This is a genomic window from Amycolatopsis sp. NPDC049252 (assembly GCF_043197175.1).
In the GTDB taxonomy this organism is placed as follows: domain Bacteria; phylum Actinomycetota; class Actinomycetes; order Mycobacteriales; family Pseudonocardiaceae; genus Amycolatopsis.
The window spans coordinates 113792-126881 of the sequence record NZ_JBICSQ010000001.1 but is presented as its reverse complement, the minus strand read 5'-3'; the positions used below and the strand labels follow the sequence as shown (position 1 = coordinate 126881).

Annotated in this window: 14 protein-coding genes and 1 tRNA gene; 8 read left to right on the top strand and 7 right to left on the bottom strand. The window is 70.6% G+C overall.

What is annotated here, in order from left to right; translation table 11 throughout:
• The first annotated feature begins 68 nt into the window (after window positions 1-68).
• Complete coding sequence (locus ACGFMK_RS00630) at window positions 69-242, top strand: hypothetical protein (RefSeq protein WP_323323876.1); 174 nt, start codon at window positions 69-71, stop codon at window positions 240-242.
• Window positions 243-262: 20 nt separating this feature from the next.
• On the opposite strand, the gene mscL is transcribed toward ACGFMK_RS00630, so the two are convergent.
• The 4 genes from mscL to ACGFMK_RS00610 all read right to left on the bottom strand — a co-directional run bounded on the left by mscL (window position 263) and on the right by ACGFMK_RS00610 (window position 2551).
• Entirely contained in the window at window positions 263-679 is a 417-nt protein-coding gene (gene mscL, locus ACGFMK_RS00625; protein ID WP_323323874.1) for a large-conductance mechanosensitive channel protein MscL, read from the bottom strand.
• Window positions 680-763: 84 nt separating this feature from the next.
• Complete coding sequence (locus tag ACGFMK_RS00620; RefSeq protein WP_392755750.1) at window positions 764-1414, bottom strand: SAF domain-containing protein; 651 nt, start codon at window positions 1412-1414, stop codon at window positions 764-766.
• A gap of 130 nt (window positions 1415-1544) precedes the next feature.
• Window positions 1545-1874 carry an FmdB family zinc ribbon protein gene (locus ACGFMK_RS00615; RefSeq protein WP_323323870.1) on the bottom strand — a complete coding sequence of 110 codons (330 nt, stop codon included), beginning with the start codon at window positions 1872-1874 and terminating at the stop codon, window positions 1545-1547.
• 86 nt (window positions 1875-1960) lie between these two features.
• Window positions 1961-2551: a 5-formyltetrahydrofolate cyclo-ligase gene (locus ACGFMK_RS00610; RefSeq protein WP_392755748.1), complete on the bottom strand. Its 591-nt coding sequence runs from the start codon at window positions 2549-2551 to the stop codon at window positions 1961-1963.
• Between the two features lie 24 nt (window positions 2552-2575).
• Here ACGFMK_RS00610 and ACGFMK_RS00605 point away from each other — a divergent pair, with 24 nt between their 5' ends.
• The 5 genes from ACGFMK_RS00605 to ACGFMK_RS00585 all read left to right on the top strand — a co-directional run bounded on the left by ACGFMK_RS00605 (window position 2576) and on the right by ACGFMK_RS00585 (window position 6561).
• Window positions 2576-3481 carry a UTP--glucose-1-phosphate uridylyltransferase gene (locus tag ACGFMK_RS00605; RefSeq protein ID WP_323323866.1) on the top strand — a complete coding sequence of 302 codons (906 nt, stop codon included), beginning with the start codon at window positions 2576-2578 and terminating at the stop codon, window positions 3479-3481.
• Window positions 3478-4755, top strand: a complete 1278-nt coding sequence (gene glp / locus ACGFMK_RS00600) for a gephyrin-like molybdotransferase Glp (protein WP_392755744.1) — start codon at window positions 3478-3480, stop codon at window positions 4753-4755. Before ACGFMK_RS00605 ends, glp begins: the two co-directional genes overlap by 4 nt.
• Window positions 4755-5423 (top strand): GNAT family N-acetyltransferase, encoded by a 669-nt coding sequence (locus tag ACGFMK_RS00595; protein ID WP_392755741.1) that lies wholly within the window; start codon window positions 4755-4757, stop codon window positions 5421-5423. The genes glp and ACGFMK_RS00595 overlap by 1 nt, the downstream gene beginning before the upstream one ends.
• Window positions 5424-5586: 163 nt before the next feature.
• Window positions 5587-6435 (top strand): gephyrin-like molybdotransferase receptor GlpR, encoded by an 849-nt coding sequence (gene glpR, locus ACGFMK_RS00590; protein ID WP_392755739.1) that lies wholly within the window; start codon window positions 5587-5589, stop codon window positions 6433-6435.
• 53 nt (window positions 6436-6488) lie between these two features.
• Window positions 6489-6561: transfer RNA gene (locus tag ACGFMK_RS00585), tRNA-Ala, on the top strand.
• A gap of 184 nt (window positions 6562-6745) precedes the next feature.
• Here ACGFMK_RS00585 and ACGFMK_RS00580 read toward each other — a convergent pair.
• Window positions 6746-7699 carry an alpha/beta hydrolase gene (locus tag ACGFMK_RS00580; protein WP_392755737.1) on the bottom strand — a complete coding sequence of 318 codons (954 nt, stop codon included), beginning with the start codon at window positions 7697-7699 and terminating at the stop codon, window positions 6746-6748.
• Between the two features lie 55 nt (window positions 7700-7754).
• A complete protein-coding gene (locus tag ACGFMK_RS00575) occupies window positions 7755-9053 on the bottom strand; it encodes a cytochrome P450 (RefSeq protein ID WP_392755734.1) in 1299 nt (432 codons plus the stop codon).
• A 182-nt stretch (window positions 9054-9235) separates the two neighbouring features.
• Here ACGFMK_RS00575 and ACGFMK_RS00570 point away from each other — a divergent pair, with 182 nt between their 5' ends.
• Both ACGFMK_RS00570 and ACGFMK_RS00565 read left to right on the top strand, forming a co-directional pair.
• Window positions 9236-10069, top strand: coding sequence for an SAM-dependent methyltransferase (locus tag ACGFMK_RS00570; RefSeq protein ID WP_392755732.1), 834 nt, complete (start codon window positions 9236-9238; stop codon window positions 10067-10069).
• A 42-nt stretch (window positions 10070-10111) separates the two neighbouring features.
• A complete protein-coding gene (locus tag ACGFMK_RS00565) occupies window positions 10112-12241 on the top strand; it encodes a putative bifunctional diguanylate cyclase/phosphodiesterase (RefSeq protein ID WP_392755729.1) in 2130 nt (709 codons plus the stop codon).
• On the opposite strand, the gene ACGFMK_RS00560 is transcribed toward ACGFMK_RS00565, so the two are convergent.
• The gene (locus ACGFMK_RS00560) at window positions 12184-13080 is read right to left on the bottom strand and encodes a DMT family transporter (protein WP_392755727.1); all 897 of its coding nucleotides are present in this window, start codon (window positions 13078-13080) and stop codon (window positions 12184-12186) included. The genes ACGFMK_RS00565 and ACGFMK_RS00560 overlap by 58 nt on opposite strands.
• Between the last annotated feature and the right edge of the window lie 10 nt (window positions 13081-13090).

Below are 13090 nucleotides of genomic sequence, written 5' to 3'. Positions count from 1 at the left end.
GCGCGCGGACGGCGGGCCTGAACTTCGCTCTTGAGTTGTCAAGGAACGCCTCGTGGGACACTGGGGGCATGCCGGGCACTGAACGCGACCCCCAGACCAGCAGCGAGCGGCGCCGCCGGGTCGACGAGATCTTCGGGGACGTCCTGCCGGAGACGACCTCCGACGAGCGTGACCCCGACCGGCGCACCGGCCTCCCGGACGACTGGTACCGGGAGAACCGGCCGCCGCACCACGACCGCTGAACCGTTCCGATCCGCGACGTTCAGTCGCGGCGGTGGTTGCCGCCCTGGGCCTGGGCACGCAGCAGGTCGCGGATCTCGATGAGCAGCTCGACGTCGGTCGGCTCCGAGGGGCCCGGCTCCTGGCCGCGCTTGCGCCGCTCCTGCACGTGCTTCACCGGCAGCACGATCACGAAGTAGACGACCGCCGCGACCAGCACGAAGTTGATCGCCGCGTTGATCACGCTGCCGAAGTCCAAGAACGTGGCTTTGTTGTTGTCGAAGATCTGGTAGCCGAGGCCCTGCGCGGCGTCGGTGCCGCCGATCGTGCTGATCAGCGGCTTGATGAGGCCGGTGGTGAACGCCGTGACGATGGCCGTGAACGCCGAGCCGATGACCACCGCGACGGCGAGGTCGACGACGTTGCCGCGCATCAGGAAGTCCTTGAAACCCTTGAGCACTTGTTCTCCTCACGAACGGGGACGGTTGCTCCACCGCCCCGAAGCCTGCCGGGGGATGCCGTCGCCCGTCTCGGCGGGCGCGGGCTAGCGGAGAGTAACCGTTACCGGACGGTCCAGTGAAATCGCCGCCACCCGCGTCGCGATCGCCTCGGGGAGCCGGAGCAGGACGAGCGGTCCCTTGGCCGGACCGGCCAGCGGACGCGCCGCGGCCGGGTCCGGCGACCCGATCGTCACCACCACGGCGCCACTGGCCAGCACGGAGGTGGACGCTCCCGGTTCGGGTGCGGCCACGACGTCGACGCGCTGTCCAGGCCGCAGCAGGTCGGCGACGGCCGAGTCGGCGAGCCGGACCGGCACGGTCGCCGTCGCGGGATCACCCGAAGCGGGGATGGTCGTCGCCAGCCGGACGTCGGTCAAGGATTCACCGGCGCGGACGGCGCCCGCGAGCAACCGTCCCTCGACGGCGTCAAGGGAGATCAGCGCACCCGACGGGCGTGCGTCGCCGGGGAGTTCGGTGAGCCGGACGTCGGACGCGCGAAGCGTGGCGCCAGAGGGTAGGTCGCGGGCCGCGACGACGGTCGGGGTCGTCGGTGCGCCGCGTGCGGAGCCGGGGTGCGCGACCAGCAGTGCCCCGGTCAGGACCAGGCCGACGGCGAGCCAACGGCGGAGCAGCCGTGTGCGCCGGCCCAGCAGCCGGGTGAGATCGAGTGTGCGGAGCTTCGCCAAGACGTCCACAGGTCCTCCTCGGTCGGATCGAGTGCGGCCACGTGCCGCACAAGATCGACGTTAGGAGCCGCGGACGGGCCGCCGGAAGGGCCTCGTCCGCAGCCTGTGGACAACTGGGGTGTTGTGGATAACCCCGGGCTCAGGAAGCCGCGGCGGCGGTTTTCGTCGTACCCGAGGAGGAGGATGCCGCGCCCGAGTCGGACTTGGGCTTCGACTCCGACTTGGTCTCCGACTTCGACTCGGACTTGGTCTCGCTCTTCGCCGGGGCCGCCGTGGTGCTCGACTTGCTCGCCTCACGCGAGTCCGTGCGGTAGAAACCGCTGCCCTTGAAGACGACGCCGACCGAGCTGAAGACCTTGCGGAGCGGCCCGGAGCACTGCGGGCAGACCGTCAGGCTGGGGTCCGAGAACGACTGCACGGCTTCGAACCGGTGGTCGCATTCTTTGCAGGCGTACTGGTACGTAGGCACTGAGGGCTCCTTTGCTGGCACTCATCCGACAAGAGTGCCAACTAGATTGTGCTTGAAAGCATTCCCCGAAAGCAATTCCGCGTTGCTCACATCGGCAGCTCGAGCACGCCTCGACCGGGAGTCAAGGCCCCGCTCATCCGCACGTCGTGAGGTTGCCCGGGCAGCCGGTCGACCAGCTCTTCGTCACGGACGACGGCGAGCAGGTCCGCGCCGGCCGCGGCGAACACCAGCGAGCGATCGTAGTGGCCGGCACCCCGGCCGAGGCGGACACCCTGGTGGTCGACGGCCAGCGCGGGCACCAAGATCAGCTCTGCCGCGCCCACGGCCTCGACACCCAGGCGCTTTCCGGTCGGCTCGAGGATGCCCCGCAGCCGGCCGGGCCGGAGATCGGCCTCGCCGGTGTACTCGGCCCAGTCGAGCGGGCCCGGTTCCGGCCGGATGACCGGCAGCAGGACCCGCGCCCCGCCGGCGGCCAGCGCGTCGGCGAGCGCCGTCGTGCCCGGTTCGGTGCCGAAGGGAAGGTATGCGCACACGGTCGTGGCTGTGACCTTCGACACGGCGCTGACCAGCGCGGACGCCTCCTGGGCGTGCGATTCGGGGGTCTGTCCCGCCCGCGCGCGGGTGAGCCGCGTACGCCACTCCGCCTTGCTCAGGTGCTCATTGCCCAGCGCATGCATGGCCTCACGTTAGGCTTTGCGCCCATGACGGGCGCCGCAACCTCCAAGACGTTCAGAACCGCCATCGTGCCTGCCGCCGGGCTCGGTACACGCTTCCTCCCGGCGACGAAGGCCGTGCCCAAGGAACTACTGCCCGTGGTGGACACACCGGGGATCGAGCTGGTCGCGGCCGAGGCGGCCGCCGCCGGCGCGGAACGCCTGGTCATCGTGACCTCGCCGGGCAAGGAAGCCGTGGTCAAGTACTTCGAGACCCAGCCCGAGCTGGAGGCGAACCTCGAGGCCAAGGGCAAGACCGAGCTACTGGAGAAGGTCCGCCGCGCTCCCGCGCTGCTGGCCGTCGAGACCGCCATCCAGGAGCAGGCGCTCGGCCTCGGCCACGCGGTCGCGCAGGCCGAGCCGAACCTGACGCCCGAGGACGAGGCCGTCGCGGTGCTGCTGCCGGACGACATCGTGCTGCCGACCGGGGTGCTCGAGCGGATGAGCGAGGTGCGGGCCAAGCACGGCGGCAGCGTGCTCTGCGCGTTCGACATCCCGAAGGCCGAGATCTCGCCGTACGGCGTCTTCGACGTCACCGACACCGATGACGAAGACGTCAAGCAGGTGCACGGCATGGTCGAGAAGCCGAAGCCGGAGGACGCGCCGTCGACCTACGCCGCGGCGGGCCGCTACCTGCTGGACCGGGCGATCTTCGACGCGCTGAAGCGCATCACCCCGGGCTCCGGCGGCGAGCTCCAGCTGACCGACGCGGTCGCGCTGCTGATCACCGAAGGACACCCCGTGCACATCGTCGTGCACCGCGGCGGACGCCACGACCTGGGGAATCCGGGTGGTTTCCTGCGCGCCGCGGTCGATTTCGCGCTTGAAACGCCCGAGTACGGTCCATCTTTACGGGCGTGGTTGACGGAACGGATCGGGACAGATCGCCCATGACGGAATCCCTCGACGCGGCGCGGCCCGACGTGGCCGAGGAGGAGGCCGAGTTCCGCTCGGTCGACGCCCAGATCGCGATGACGCTGGACGCCGCCGTCCGGCCCCGGCCGGTGCGGGTGGCGATCTCCGAGGCCCAGGGCCTGCTCTGCGCCGAGGAGGTGGTCGCCGAGCACGCGCTGCCCGGGTTCGACCAGGCGGCGGTCGACGGCTACGCGGTGCGCAGCGTCGACGTCCGCGCGGCCGGGCAGGAGGAGGTCCAGCTGCCGGTGGTCGGCGAGATCGCGGCGGGCTCGCGCCAGCCGCGGCGCCTCCAGCCGGGGCAGGCCGTGCGCGTCGACACCGGCGCGCCACTGCCGACGCTGGCCGACGCCGTCGTGCCGCTCGCCTACACCGACGGGCACCAGGCCAAGGTCACCGTGCACCGCTCGGTGCCCTCGGCGGGGTACGTGCGCCGGGCCGGCGAGGACGTCCAGATCGGCGACGTCGCGGTCCGCAGCGGTGACACGATCGGGTCGGCCCAGGTCGGCCTGCTCGCCGCGGTCGGCCGCGCGAAGGTGCTGGTCTACCCGCGGCCGCGGGTCTCGATCGTGTCGGTCGGCGACGAGCTGGTCGACATCGACCGGACGCCGTCGGTCGGGCAGGTCTACGACGTGAACTCCTACGCCCTGGCCGCGGCCGCGCGGGACGCGGGCGCCGAGGTCAGCCGGGTCGGCATCGTGTCGAGCGAGCCGAAGCGGCTGCGGGAGATCGTCGAAGGCCGGCTGCTGATGTCGGAGATCGTGGTGGTCGCCGGCGGGGCCGGGGGCAGCACCGGCGACGAGGTCCACTCGGCGCTGTCCGACCTCGGCCGGATCGACTCGACGCGCGTCGCGATGCACCCCGGCTCCGTGCAGGGGTTCGGCAGGCTCGGGCCCGACTCGGTGCCGACGTTCCTGCTCCCGGGCAACCCGATGAGCGCGCTGGTGGTGTTCGAGGTGCTCGTGCGGCCGCTCATCCGGGCCGCCCGCGGCACGCGCAACCCGCACCGGCGGATCGTCGGTGCGCGGCTGCTGTCGCCCATCACGTCGACCGAGGGCCGTCGCGGCTTCCTGCGTGGGCAGCTCCTGCGTGACGAGGCCAACGGCGAGTACCTGGTCCACCCGCTCGGCCAGTCCGGGGCGCACCTGCTCGCGTCGCTGGCCGAGGCGAACTGCCTGATCAACGTGCCGGAGGAGATGACCGACGTCGCCGCGGGCGAGCAGGTCCAGGTCACCTTCCTGGCGCAACGGGCCTGATGAACTCCGTGTCGGGCGTCTCCTACCCGGTCGAGAGCAGGCATCCGGGCTGGCCGGCGCGTCTCGGCCCGCTGCGGGTGCCCGCGGGGGAGGTCGCGATCCGGCCGGTCCGGCTGCGTGACGCCGGCGAGTGGAGCCGGATCCGGCTCCGGGACCGCGCGCACCTCGAGATGTGGGAGCCGACCGGCATCGGGCCGTGGCCCGAGCGCAACGCGTTCTGGTCGTGGCCGTCACAGTGGGCGGCGCTGCGGTCGCTCGCGCGGCGGGGGCTCTGCCTGCCGTTCACGATCACCCTGGACGGCCGTCTCGCCGGTCAGATCACCGTCGGCAACGTCGTCCGGGCGTCGCTGCGGTCCGCCTGGATCGGCTACTGGGTCTCGTCCGACGTCGTGCGCGGCGGGGTCGCCACGGCCGCCGTCGCCCTGGTCACCGACCACGCCTTCGTCTCGGCCGGGCTGCACCGGCTGGAGGCCACCGTGCGGCCTGAGAACGCCGCCAGCCTGCGGGTTCTCACCAAGGCGGGGTACCGGCAGGAGGGGCTGTTCGAGCGCTACCTCGACGTCGCCGGCGCCTGGCGGGACCACTACTGCTTCGCGGTCACCCGCGAGGAGACCGGCGCCGGCCTGGTGTCGCGGCTGGTCGCGGCGGGTCGCGCCGACTACGCCTGACGGTGATTACCCGCCCGGGGCTGCGAGCGCGTTACCACATGCTGTGAGATTCACCTAATCCGGTGAGGCATTTCCGTGATCCAACCCGGCGAGCCTCCGTCCGATCTGTTACTCCTGTGACTAGCGTGATTTCAGGTGAAGGATTCGGGGGAGGTGACGGGAGATGCCCAGCTCCGTGATCATCGTCGCGCTCGCCGCGGCATGGCTCGTCGTACTCGTGCCCATGGTCGCGCGCCGGCGGCAGCAGGTCGCGAGGACCGCTGACTCCGCGTTGGCGGCCAGGGTCGTGCGCAGTGGTGGTGGACGCAACGAAGACCGGGAGGAATTCGCCATGTCCGACAATCCCGTGAAGTCCCGGCCCTCGGTCGAGGACGACCTCGCGGAGCTGGAGGCGGACCTCGAACTCGAGGACGACCTCGACGACGAAGAGGAGCCGGAGCCACTCCCGCAGCCGACCCGCGCCGAGCGGCGGGCCGAACGCGCCCGCCCCGGCTACCGGCCGGGCCGCGGCGGCTTCGACCCCGAAGCGGCGGAGATCGCGGCGCGCGCGAAGTACAGCTTCCGGCAGCGCGTCGTCGTCATCCTGCTCGTCGTCGCGGTGGTCACGGCCGCCGTCGCCGGCTTCCTCGTCCCGCTCGTCTGGTGGGGCCACGGCCTCGCCGACGTCGTGCTGGTCGGCTACCTCGTCTACCTGCGCCGCCAGGTGCGCATCGAAGAGGAGATCCGCCAGCGCCGTCTCGCGCGGTTCAACAGCACCCGCGCCCCGCGTCAGCCGTCGAGTCCGGCACCTCGGCCTTCTGTGGAGGACTTCGACACCGAAGAGGAAGCCGACGACGTCGATGCCGTGGAGGTCGTCGAGCCGGTCCGCCGCGAGGTCGTCGAGCGCCGCCCGTCGCCGACGTCCCGCATCCGCCGCAGCGCGGTCGTCGTCGACCTGGACGACGAGGACCCGGCGTTCGAGGAGCTCGACGAGCCCGGGACCGGCCCGTATCGACGCGCGGTAGGCGAGTGACCCCCCGCGTGATGTGCTCGTAGGGCACTGCTAAGCTCTACGAGCACAACCAAGGGGCTGTAGCGCAGTTGGTAGCGCGTCTCGTTCGCATCGAGAAGGTCAGGGGTTCGATTCCCCTCAGCTCCACGCTTTGGAGGCCCGTGCCCGCGGAGGGCGCGGGCTTTTTGCGTGGGCTTCTGTGTCTTCTGGGGGTGCAACCCCCAGACCCCGCCCGGGGGCACGCCCCCGGACCCCCGGTGTGGTTGCGTTGGTGGGGATCCAGCGTTTGGAGGCCCTCTCCGGATCTGGAGAGGGCCTTCCCGTCGTCTGGTCAGACTGTTGATTTGAGCCAGCTTGTCACCTGGGTGAAGTAATCCTGGGCGTTCGGGGCGTAGTTGATCGCGTGGCCGTAGCCGTTCAGGATGTACGTCTGCAGGCGGGCTTCCGGGGCGAAGAACGGGGCTTCGGACGCTCGCAATGCCTCTGGGGATGAGCAGTCGCTCGCCAGGGGGCCGCAGAAGTGGGGGTCGTTGCCCACCACCAACAAGACCGGGACCGTGATCTGCTGGGATGCCGGGATGACCACCGTGGTCATGGCGATCGTGTCCACTGCTTCCGTGGCTGCGAAGACGTCCTTTGTGGACTCGTCGTACGCGATTGCTCCCGGGTCGTTCGGGCCTGGGGTGTGGAAGGCCGTGTAGCGGGTTCCTGGGGACGTTGTCAGGTAACCCGCGTCCAGGCCTCGGCTGCTCAGCTGGGGGTCCAGGGGCGCCGGGATCATGTTCGCCAGTACCGGGATTACCGTGGTGTAGTTCATCCGGTGGGTCATGTCCGTCACCAGGACGCCGTCGACGTCGTGGAACTTGGCTGCCTCGATCATGGCCATGGCCGAACCGATCGAGTGGCCTCCGACGATCACCTTGGGGAACCTGGACCGGATCGATTGGATCACCTGGTGGACCGCGTCTGCTTGGGCCGTTGCCGACAACAGGGCGCTGAGGGGTTTGGAGCTTGCGCCTGTGCCCAGGCGGTCGACCGCCAGTGTTGCCACGCCTGCCTGGTTCATCGCCAGGCGGAACGAGCGGAGCTCCGGGGTGTAGCCGATGTCCCAATAGGACGCGTTGTACGTCCCGCCGGGGATCAGGGCCACCACCGTTTGTGCCTGGGACGGGGCGCACAGGTGGCCGTGCATCTGGCCCAGGGGAACCGGGACGTACAGGTCCTGGCAGTTGATCGTGTCCGCCTGGGCCGGGGTTGGCACGGCGAGCGCCGCTGCGGTCAGCAACAGGGCAGCACAAAGGCGGCGGAAAGCTGGGCGAAGCAAGGAGAACTACCTCCAACTAGCGACGGACTGCCGTCATCGGCAGGCTTTCGGGGTAGGCGGCCGAGGTGAACTTCACGCGCACCGGACGGTCCGACACCGGGACCAGCCGCCAGCGTGCGGCCACCGTGGCCACCGTGATGACGATTTCGTTCTGGGCGAAGACGTTCCCGATGCACTGGCGCGAACCCGCCCCGAACGGAACGAACGCGCCCTTCGGCGGCTGCTTCGCCCGGTCCGGGGACCAGCGGTCCGGGTCGAACCGCTCCGGGGCTTCGAAACTGGCGGCGTCGTGGTGCAGGGCGTGCGGGCTGACGATCACCTCGGCACCCTCCGGGAGCCGCGTGTCGCCGAGGTCGACCTCCGTGAGGGTGCGGCGCATCAGCATCCAGAGCGGGTACTGGCGCAGCACCTCGTCGACCACCTGCCGGACGTAGGTCAGCCGGAACAGGTCGTCGCCGGTGATCGGACGGGCGCCGAGCACCTCGTCGAGCTCGGCGTGCACCCGCTCTTCCACCTCCGGGTGCCGGCCGAGTTCGTGGAACGTCCAGGCCAGGGCGAGCGCGGTCGTCTCGATGCCGGCCGTGAGCAGGGTGAGCACCTCGTCGCGCGCCTGCTCGTCGGTCATGCCGCCCAGCAGCAGCATCGACAGCAGGTCGCCGCGGTCGACGCCTTCGGTCCGCCACTCGCGGATCACCTCCAGCACGATCGCCTGCATCCGGGTGATCGCTTCGTCGAACCGGCGGTTGCCGGGGATCGGCAGCTTTTCGACGAATTTCGGCGACAGTGCGCGAATCATTCCCTGCTGAATGATCAAATAGATGGACCGGCGGGCTTCGGCGATGGCCTCTCTCCCCAGCTCGGTGGAGAACAGGGCCTCGCCGACGATCGTCACGGCGAGACCTTGCAGGTCTTCGTCGATCATCCGGACTTCGCCCGGCTGCCACGAGCCGGCGAGGTCGGCCGCCGCGCGGCGCATGGTTTCCACGTACCCGGCCAGGCGGTCGCGGTGGAACGCCGGCTGCATCAGCCGCCGCTGCCGCAGGTGGAAGTCACCGTTCGAAAGCACCAGGCCGTTGCCGACGAACGGCCGGAACTTGTCGAACATGGCGCCCTTGCGGAACTTCGGCCCGGACGTGACCAGCACTTCGTGGCTCAGCCGCGGGCTGGTGACGAAGTAGGTGGGCGAGGGGCCGAGGTAGATTTTGACGACCTCGCCGTGTTCGTGCAATGCGTCGGTGAATGCGAAGCGTCGCCGCAGGAGCGCCGGGGTGTGCCCGAGAAAAGGCCACCGGCCCGGTGCGACCGGGACGGTCATGAGGACTCCTCGTTACGCCATTGTGTGGATTCCGCCAACGAGACGGCCTACGGTAGGCGCGTCCGGCCGAGTGTGACAGTGCCCGATCGGGTGGTCTGCCGTCATGCATATGGCGCAGCGAACGAACCGCGAGGGATCGCTAAACTCGTCGCCATTCCCGATGTGACTAGAAGGTGTTCTCTGTGACACGATCACCGGAATGGGTGCCACCGGGTGTCGATATCTCCGTGCCGAGCATGGCTCGCACGTACGACTTCATGCTGGGCGGAGGACACAACTTCGCCGTCGATCGCGCGGTGGGGGTGCAGATCGAGCGCGCGATGCCCGGCCTGCGCGAGGCCGCGCGCGTGAACCGCGCGTTCCTCGGACGGGCGGTGCGGTTCATGGCCGACCGCGGGATCCGGCAGTTCCTCGACGTGGGCTCGGGGATCCCGACGGTGGCGAACGTGCACGAGGTGGCGCAGGCCTGCGACCCGGAATGCCGTGTGGTGTATGTGGATCGCGACCCGGTGGCGGTCGCGCACAGCGAACTGATGCTGGCCGGCAACGATCACGCCGCGGTCGTGCAGGCCGACATGCGGGACCCGGAGAAGATCCTCGAGTCGCCGCAGGTCCGCGGCCTGCTCGACCTCGACGAGCCGGTCGGGGTGCTGATGTTGCTGATGCTGCACTGGATTCCGGACGAATCGGATCCGCTGGACCTGGTCGGCCGTTATCGCGCGGCGATGGCGGACGGCAGTTTCCTCGCCATCACCCACGTCACCGGCGACCACCAAGGCGACAATCTCACCGATGCGACCGACGTGATCAAGGAAAGCCGCAGCCCGGACCAGGTGACTTTGCGGACGCACGCACAAGTGACCGAGTTGTTCGCCGGTTTCGAAATCGTCGAACCCGGTCTGGTCGGTTGCGGCGAATGGCGGCCGGCCGGTCCGGCGGACATTTCGGACGCCTCCGACATGAACATGCTGGTTTACGCGGGAATCGGCGGAAAGAAATCAGCCGGGCACCGATAGTGACCAATTCAAGCACGCGTATTACAGGGCAGGGCTGAGCACATGCCGAAACCCGACCACCGGCCGGACCGGCCTTCGGTGACGTTCGACCCGGCGCGCGGACGGAACCTGCTCGCCCGCAAATGGGCGTACCTGCTCAGCGGCGTGACCGTCGTGTCGCTGGGCCGGGAAGGGCTCGAACGGGAACTGCGCGAGCTGCTCGACGCGTTCTGCGGGATCCTGCGGGGCAAGGCCGCGGACACCTCGTCCGCGGGACGGATCGGCGAACGGCTGGCCGCGTTCGGGTACGTCGGCGAGCCGGGCCTGCGGTGCACGCTCGAAGTCCTGGGCAAGGGCCTGCCGACCCTGCCGGAGCTCCAGCCGCCGGACCGCTACACCGAGCGGATCGTGCTCGGCCTGGGCGCGCTCTCCTGCGGGTTCCTGCTCGCGCACGAACGCAGCGTCCTCGACCAGCAGGAGAGCATGCACCTGTCGCTGCTCAAGGCGGTGCGGGACGCGCAGTGGAACCTCAAGGAGAGCGAAGCGCGCTTCGACGAGGTGGTCACGTCTTCGGCGAGCGGCATCGCGGTCGTCCGGCTCGACGGCCGCATCGTGCGGGCCAACACCGCGCTCGCCGAGATGCTCGGGCATCCCTCCGGCGAGCTGACCGGGGCCGGGCTCTACGACCTCGTGCACCCGGATTCCGTCGAAGTCTTCCGCGAAGCCATGCAGACGCTGCTCGAAGACGGCGGCCGCGAGCGGGTCCGGCAGTCCCTGCGGCTGCTGCGCAAAAACGGTGACGTCGCGCGCATCTCGCTCACGGCGTCCCTGCTGCGGGACGCTGACGGCCGGCCCGGGCAGTTCGTCGTGGTGGTCGAGGACGGCACCGAGCTGATGCTGCTGCAGGGCGAGCTGAGCCGGCAGGCCCTGCACGACGTGCTGACCGGCCTGCCGAACCGCCAGTACTTCGGCACCCACCTCGAAGCCGCGCTGCGGCGCGCGGACCCGGTCCACGGCGTCACATTGCTCCACGTGGACCTCGACGCGTTCGGCATGATCTGCAACAGCCTCGGCCGCCGCGTCGGCGAACAGGTGCTCGTGCACTTCGCGCAGCGGCTGAAGGCCGTCGTGGCTCGCGAGCGGGCCATGATCGCCCGCTTCCACAGCGACGAGTTCGGCATCCTGATCGAGAACACGGCGATGACGCCGGACATCAACACCATCGTGCGCGCCATCAACGACGAGCTCGCCGAGCCGTTCTTCGTCGAGGGTCACGGGCTGGCGCTCTCGGCCAGCGCCGGGGTCGTGCACCGGCCGGTGAAGGGCATCGAGCCGGCCGAGCTGCTGCGGGCGGCGGACCAGACCTTGCGGCGGGCCAAGGCCCGGCGGCGCGGCCAGTGGAAGATGTTCGACCCGGTGGCCGACGCCGCGGACCGGCGGGCGCAGGGGCTCGCCGTCGGCATGGCCGGGGCGTGGGAGAACGGCGAGATCTCCGTGCGGTACCGGCCGATGGTGCGGCTGGCGGACGGCGGCCTGGCCGGCGTCGAAGCCCGGCTGCAGTGGGACCGGCCCGGAAGGCCGCCGCTGGCCCACGACCGTTGTGCGGCGCTCGCCGAGTCGACCGGGCTCGTGCTGCCGCTGGGCGACTGGGCGATGCGGATGGCGAGCCGGCAGGGCGAGTGGTGGCACCAGCGCCTGGACTTTGGGCTGCCGGTGGTCGCCGGCCTGACCGAGCACCAGGCGACGGACGAGGCGCTGGGCACCCGCGTCACCGGCCTGCTGGCGGACTCCGGCCTGCCGCCCGAGCAGCTGATGATCGGCGTCCCGGCCGGTGCGCTGGGGACGTCCGGGGTCGTCGAGAACCTGACCGCGCTGGCCGGGCTCGGCGTCCGCGTGCTGCTCGACGAGTTCGGCCTGGGGCCGGACGACCTGCGAGCGGTCGAGGACCTCCCGGTCGGCGTGGTGCGGGTCGCCCGGCGGCTCGCCGAATGGCAGGCGTGGACGGACTCGACGTTCCTCGGCGCGCTCGTGCCCCTGGTCCGGCAGGTCGGTGCCACGCTGGTCGTCGACGGCATCGACACCGAGGTCCAGGCGAACTGGTGGCGGGACGCCGGCGCGGACCTGGCCACCGGGGACTACTTCGGCACCGCCGGCGAGGCGGGCACGGTGGTGGAGCACTTCGTCGGGGCCTGAGCCTTCCAGCGGGTGAGCGCCACGGCGGCCAGCACGATCACCATCCCGCCGACGATCCTCGGGCTGAGCGGCTCGCCCAGGACGAGCGCGCCCAGGGCCACCGAGACCACCGGGAGCAGGTAGCCGACGGTCGCGGCCGCCGTCGGGCCTTCGTCGGTGAGCACGCGGTAGTTCAGGTAGAACGTGACGCCGGTGCCGAAGACGCCCAGGATCGTCACCGCGAGCACCGCCGTCAGGTTCAGCTCGGGCGCGGGGCCGGCCAGCGGGAGCGCGACGGCCGTCAGCGCGGTCGCCGTCGTCAGCTGGGCGGCCGACAATGCCATCGGGGCGCCGTTCGGTGGGAGTTTCCTGGCCATGTAAGCGAACGCGATCGCGTAGCTCAGTGCCGCGCCGAGGAGCGACAGCGCTCCGGCGCTCAGCAGGCCGGACTGCTGCCAGGGCGCGAAGATCACGACGATGCCGGCGAACCCCAGGATCAGCCCGAGGATCCGGGCCGCGCCGAGGAGGCGTTCCGTGCCCAGTGCCGCGCCGATCAGCACCGACCACAGCGGTGTCGTCGCGTTCATCACGCCCGCCACGCCGGAATCCACCGTGCGCTCCGCGATGCCGAACAGCGCGAACGGCACGGCGTTGCAGAAGAACGCCGCGACGAGCAGCCGGCCCCACGTGGCACGGTCGCGCGGGAGGCGCTGGCGGCCCGCGACCGCCAGCGCTAGCAGCGTCAACGCGCCCAGGGCGCAGCGGATCAGCGTGAGGTGGACAGGGCTCAGCCCGGTCAGCGCCAGCTTGATCCACAGGAAGCCCGAGCCCCACAGCAGGGCCAGTGTTCCGATGCGCACGCTTTCCTCC

What these genes read in the sequence shown, in the direction of transcription:
- ACGFMK_RS00630 (WP_323323876.1), top strand. Translation starts at nt 69, where the DNA reads ATGCCGGGCACTGAACGCGACCCCCAGACCAGCAGCGAGCGGCGCCGC.
- ACGFMK_RS00610 (WP_392755748.1), bottom strand. Translation starts at nt 2,551, where the DNA reads ATGCATGCGCTGGGCAATGAGCACCTGAGCAAGGCGGAGTGGCGTACG.
- ACGFMK_RS00605 (WP_323323866.1), top strand. Translation starts at nt 2,576, where the DNA reads ATGACGGGCGCCGCAACCTCCAAGACGTTCAGAACCGCCATCGTGCCT.
- glp (WP_392755744.1), top strand. Translation starts at nt 3,478, where the DNA reads ATGACGGAATCCCTCGACGCGGCGCGGCCCGACGTGGCCGAGGAGGAG.
- ACGFMK_RS00595 (WP_392755741.1), top strand. Translation starts at nt 4,755, where the DNA reads ATGAACTCCGTGTCGGGCGTCTCCTACCCGGTCGAGAGCAGGCATCCG.
- glpR (WP_392755739.1), top strand. Translation starts at nt 5,587, where the DNA reads ATGCCCAGCTCCGTGATCATCGTCGCGCTCGCCGCGGCATGGCTCGTC.
- ACGFMK_RS00575 (WP_392755734.1), bottom strand. Translation starts at nt 9,053, where the DNA reads ATGACCGTCCCGGTCGCACCGGGCCGGTGGCCTTTTCTCGGGCACACC.
- ACGFMK_RS00565 (WP_392755729.1), top strand. Translation starts at nt 10,112, where the DNA reads ATGCCGAAACCCGACCACCGGCCGGACCGGCCTTCGGTGACGTTCGAC.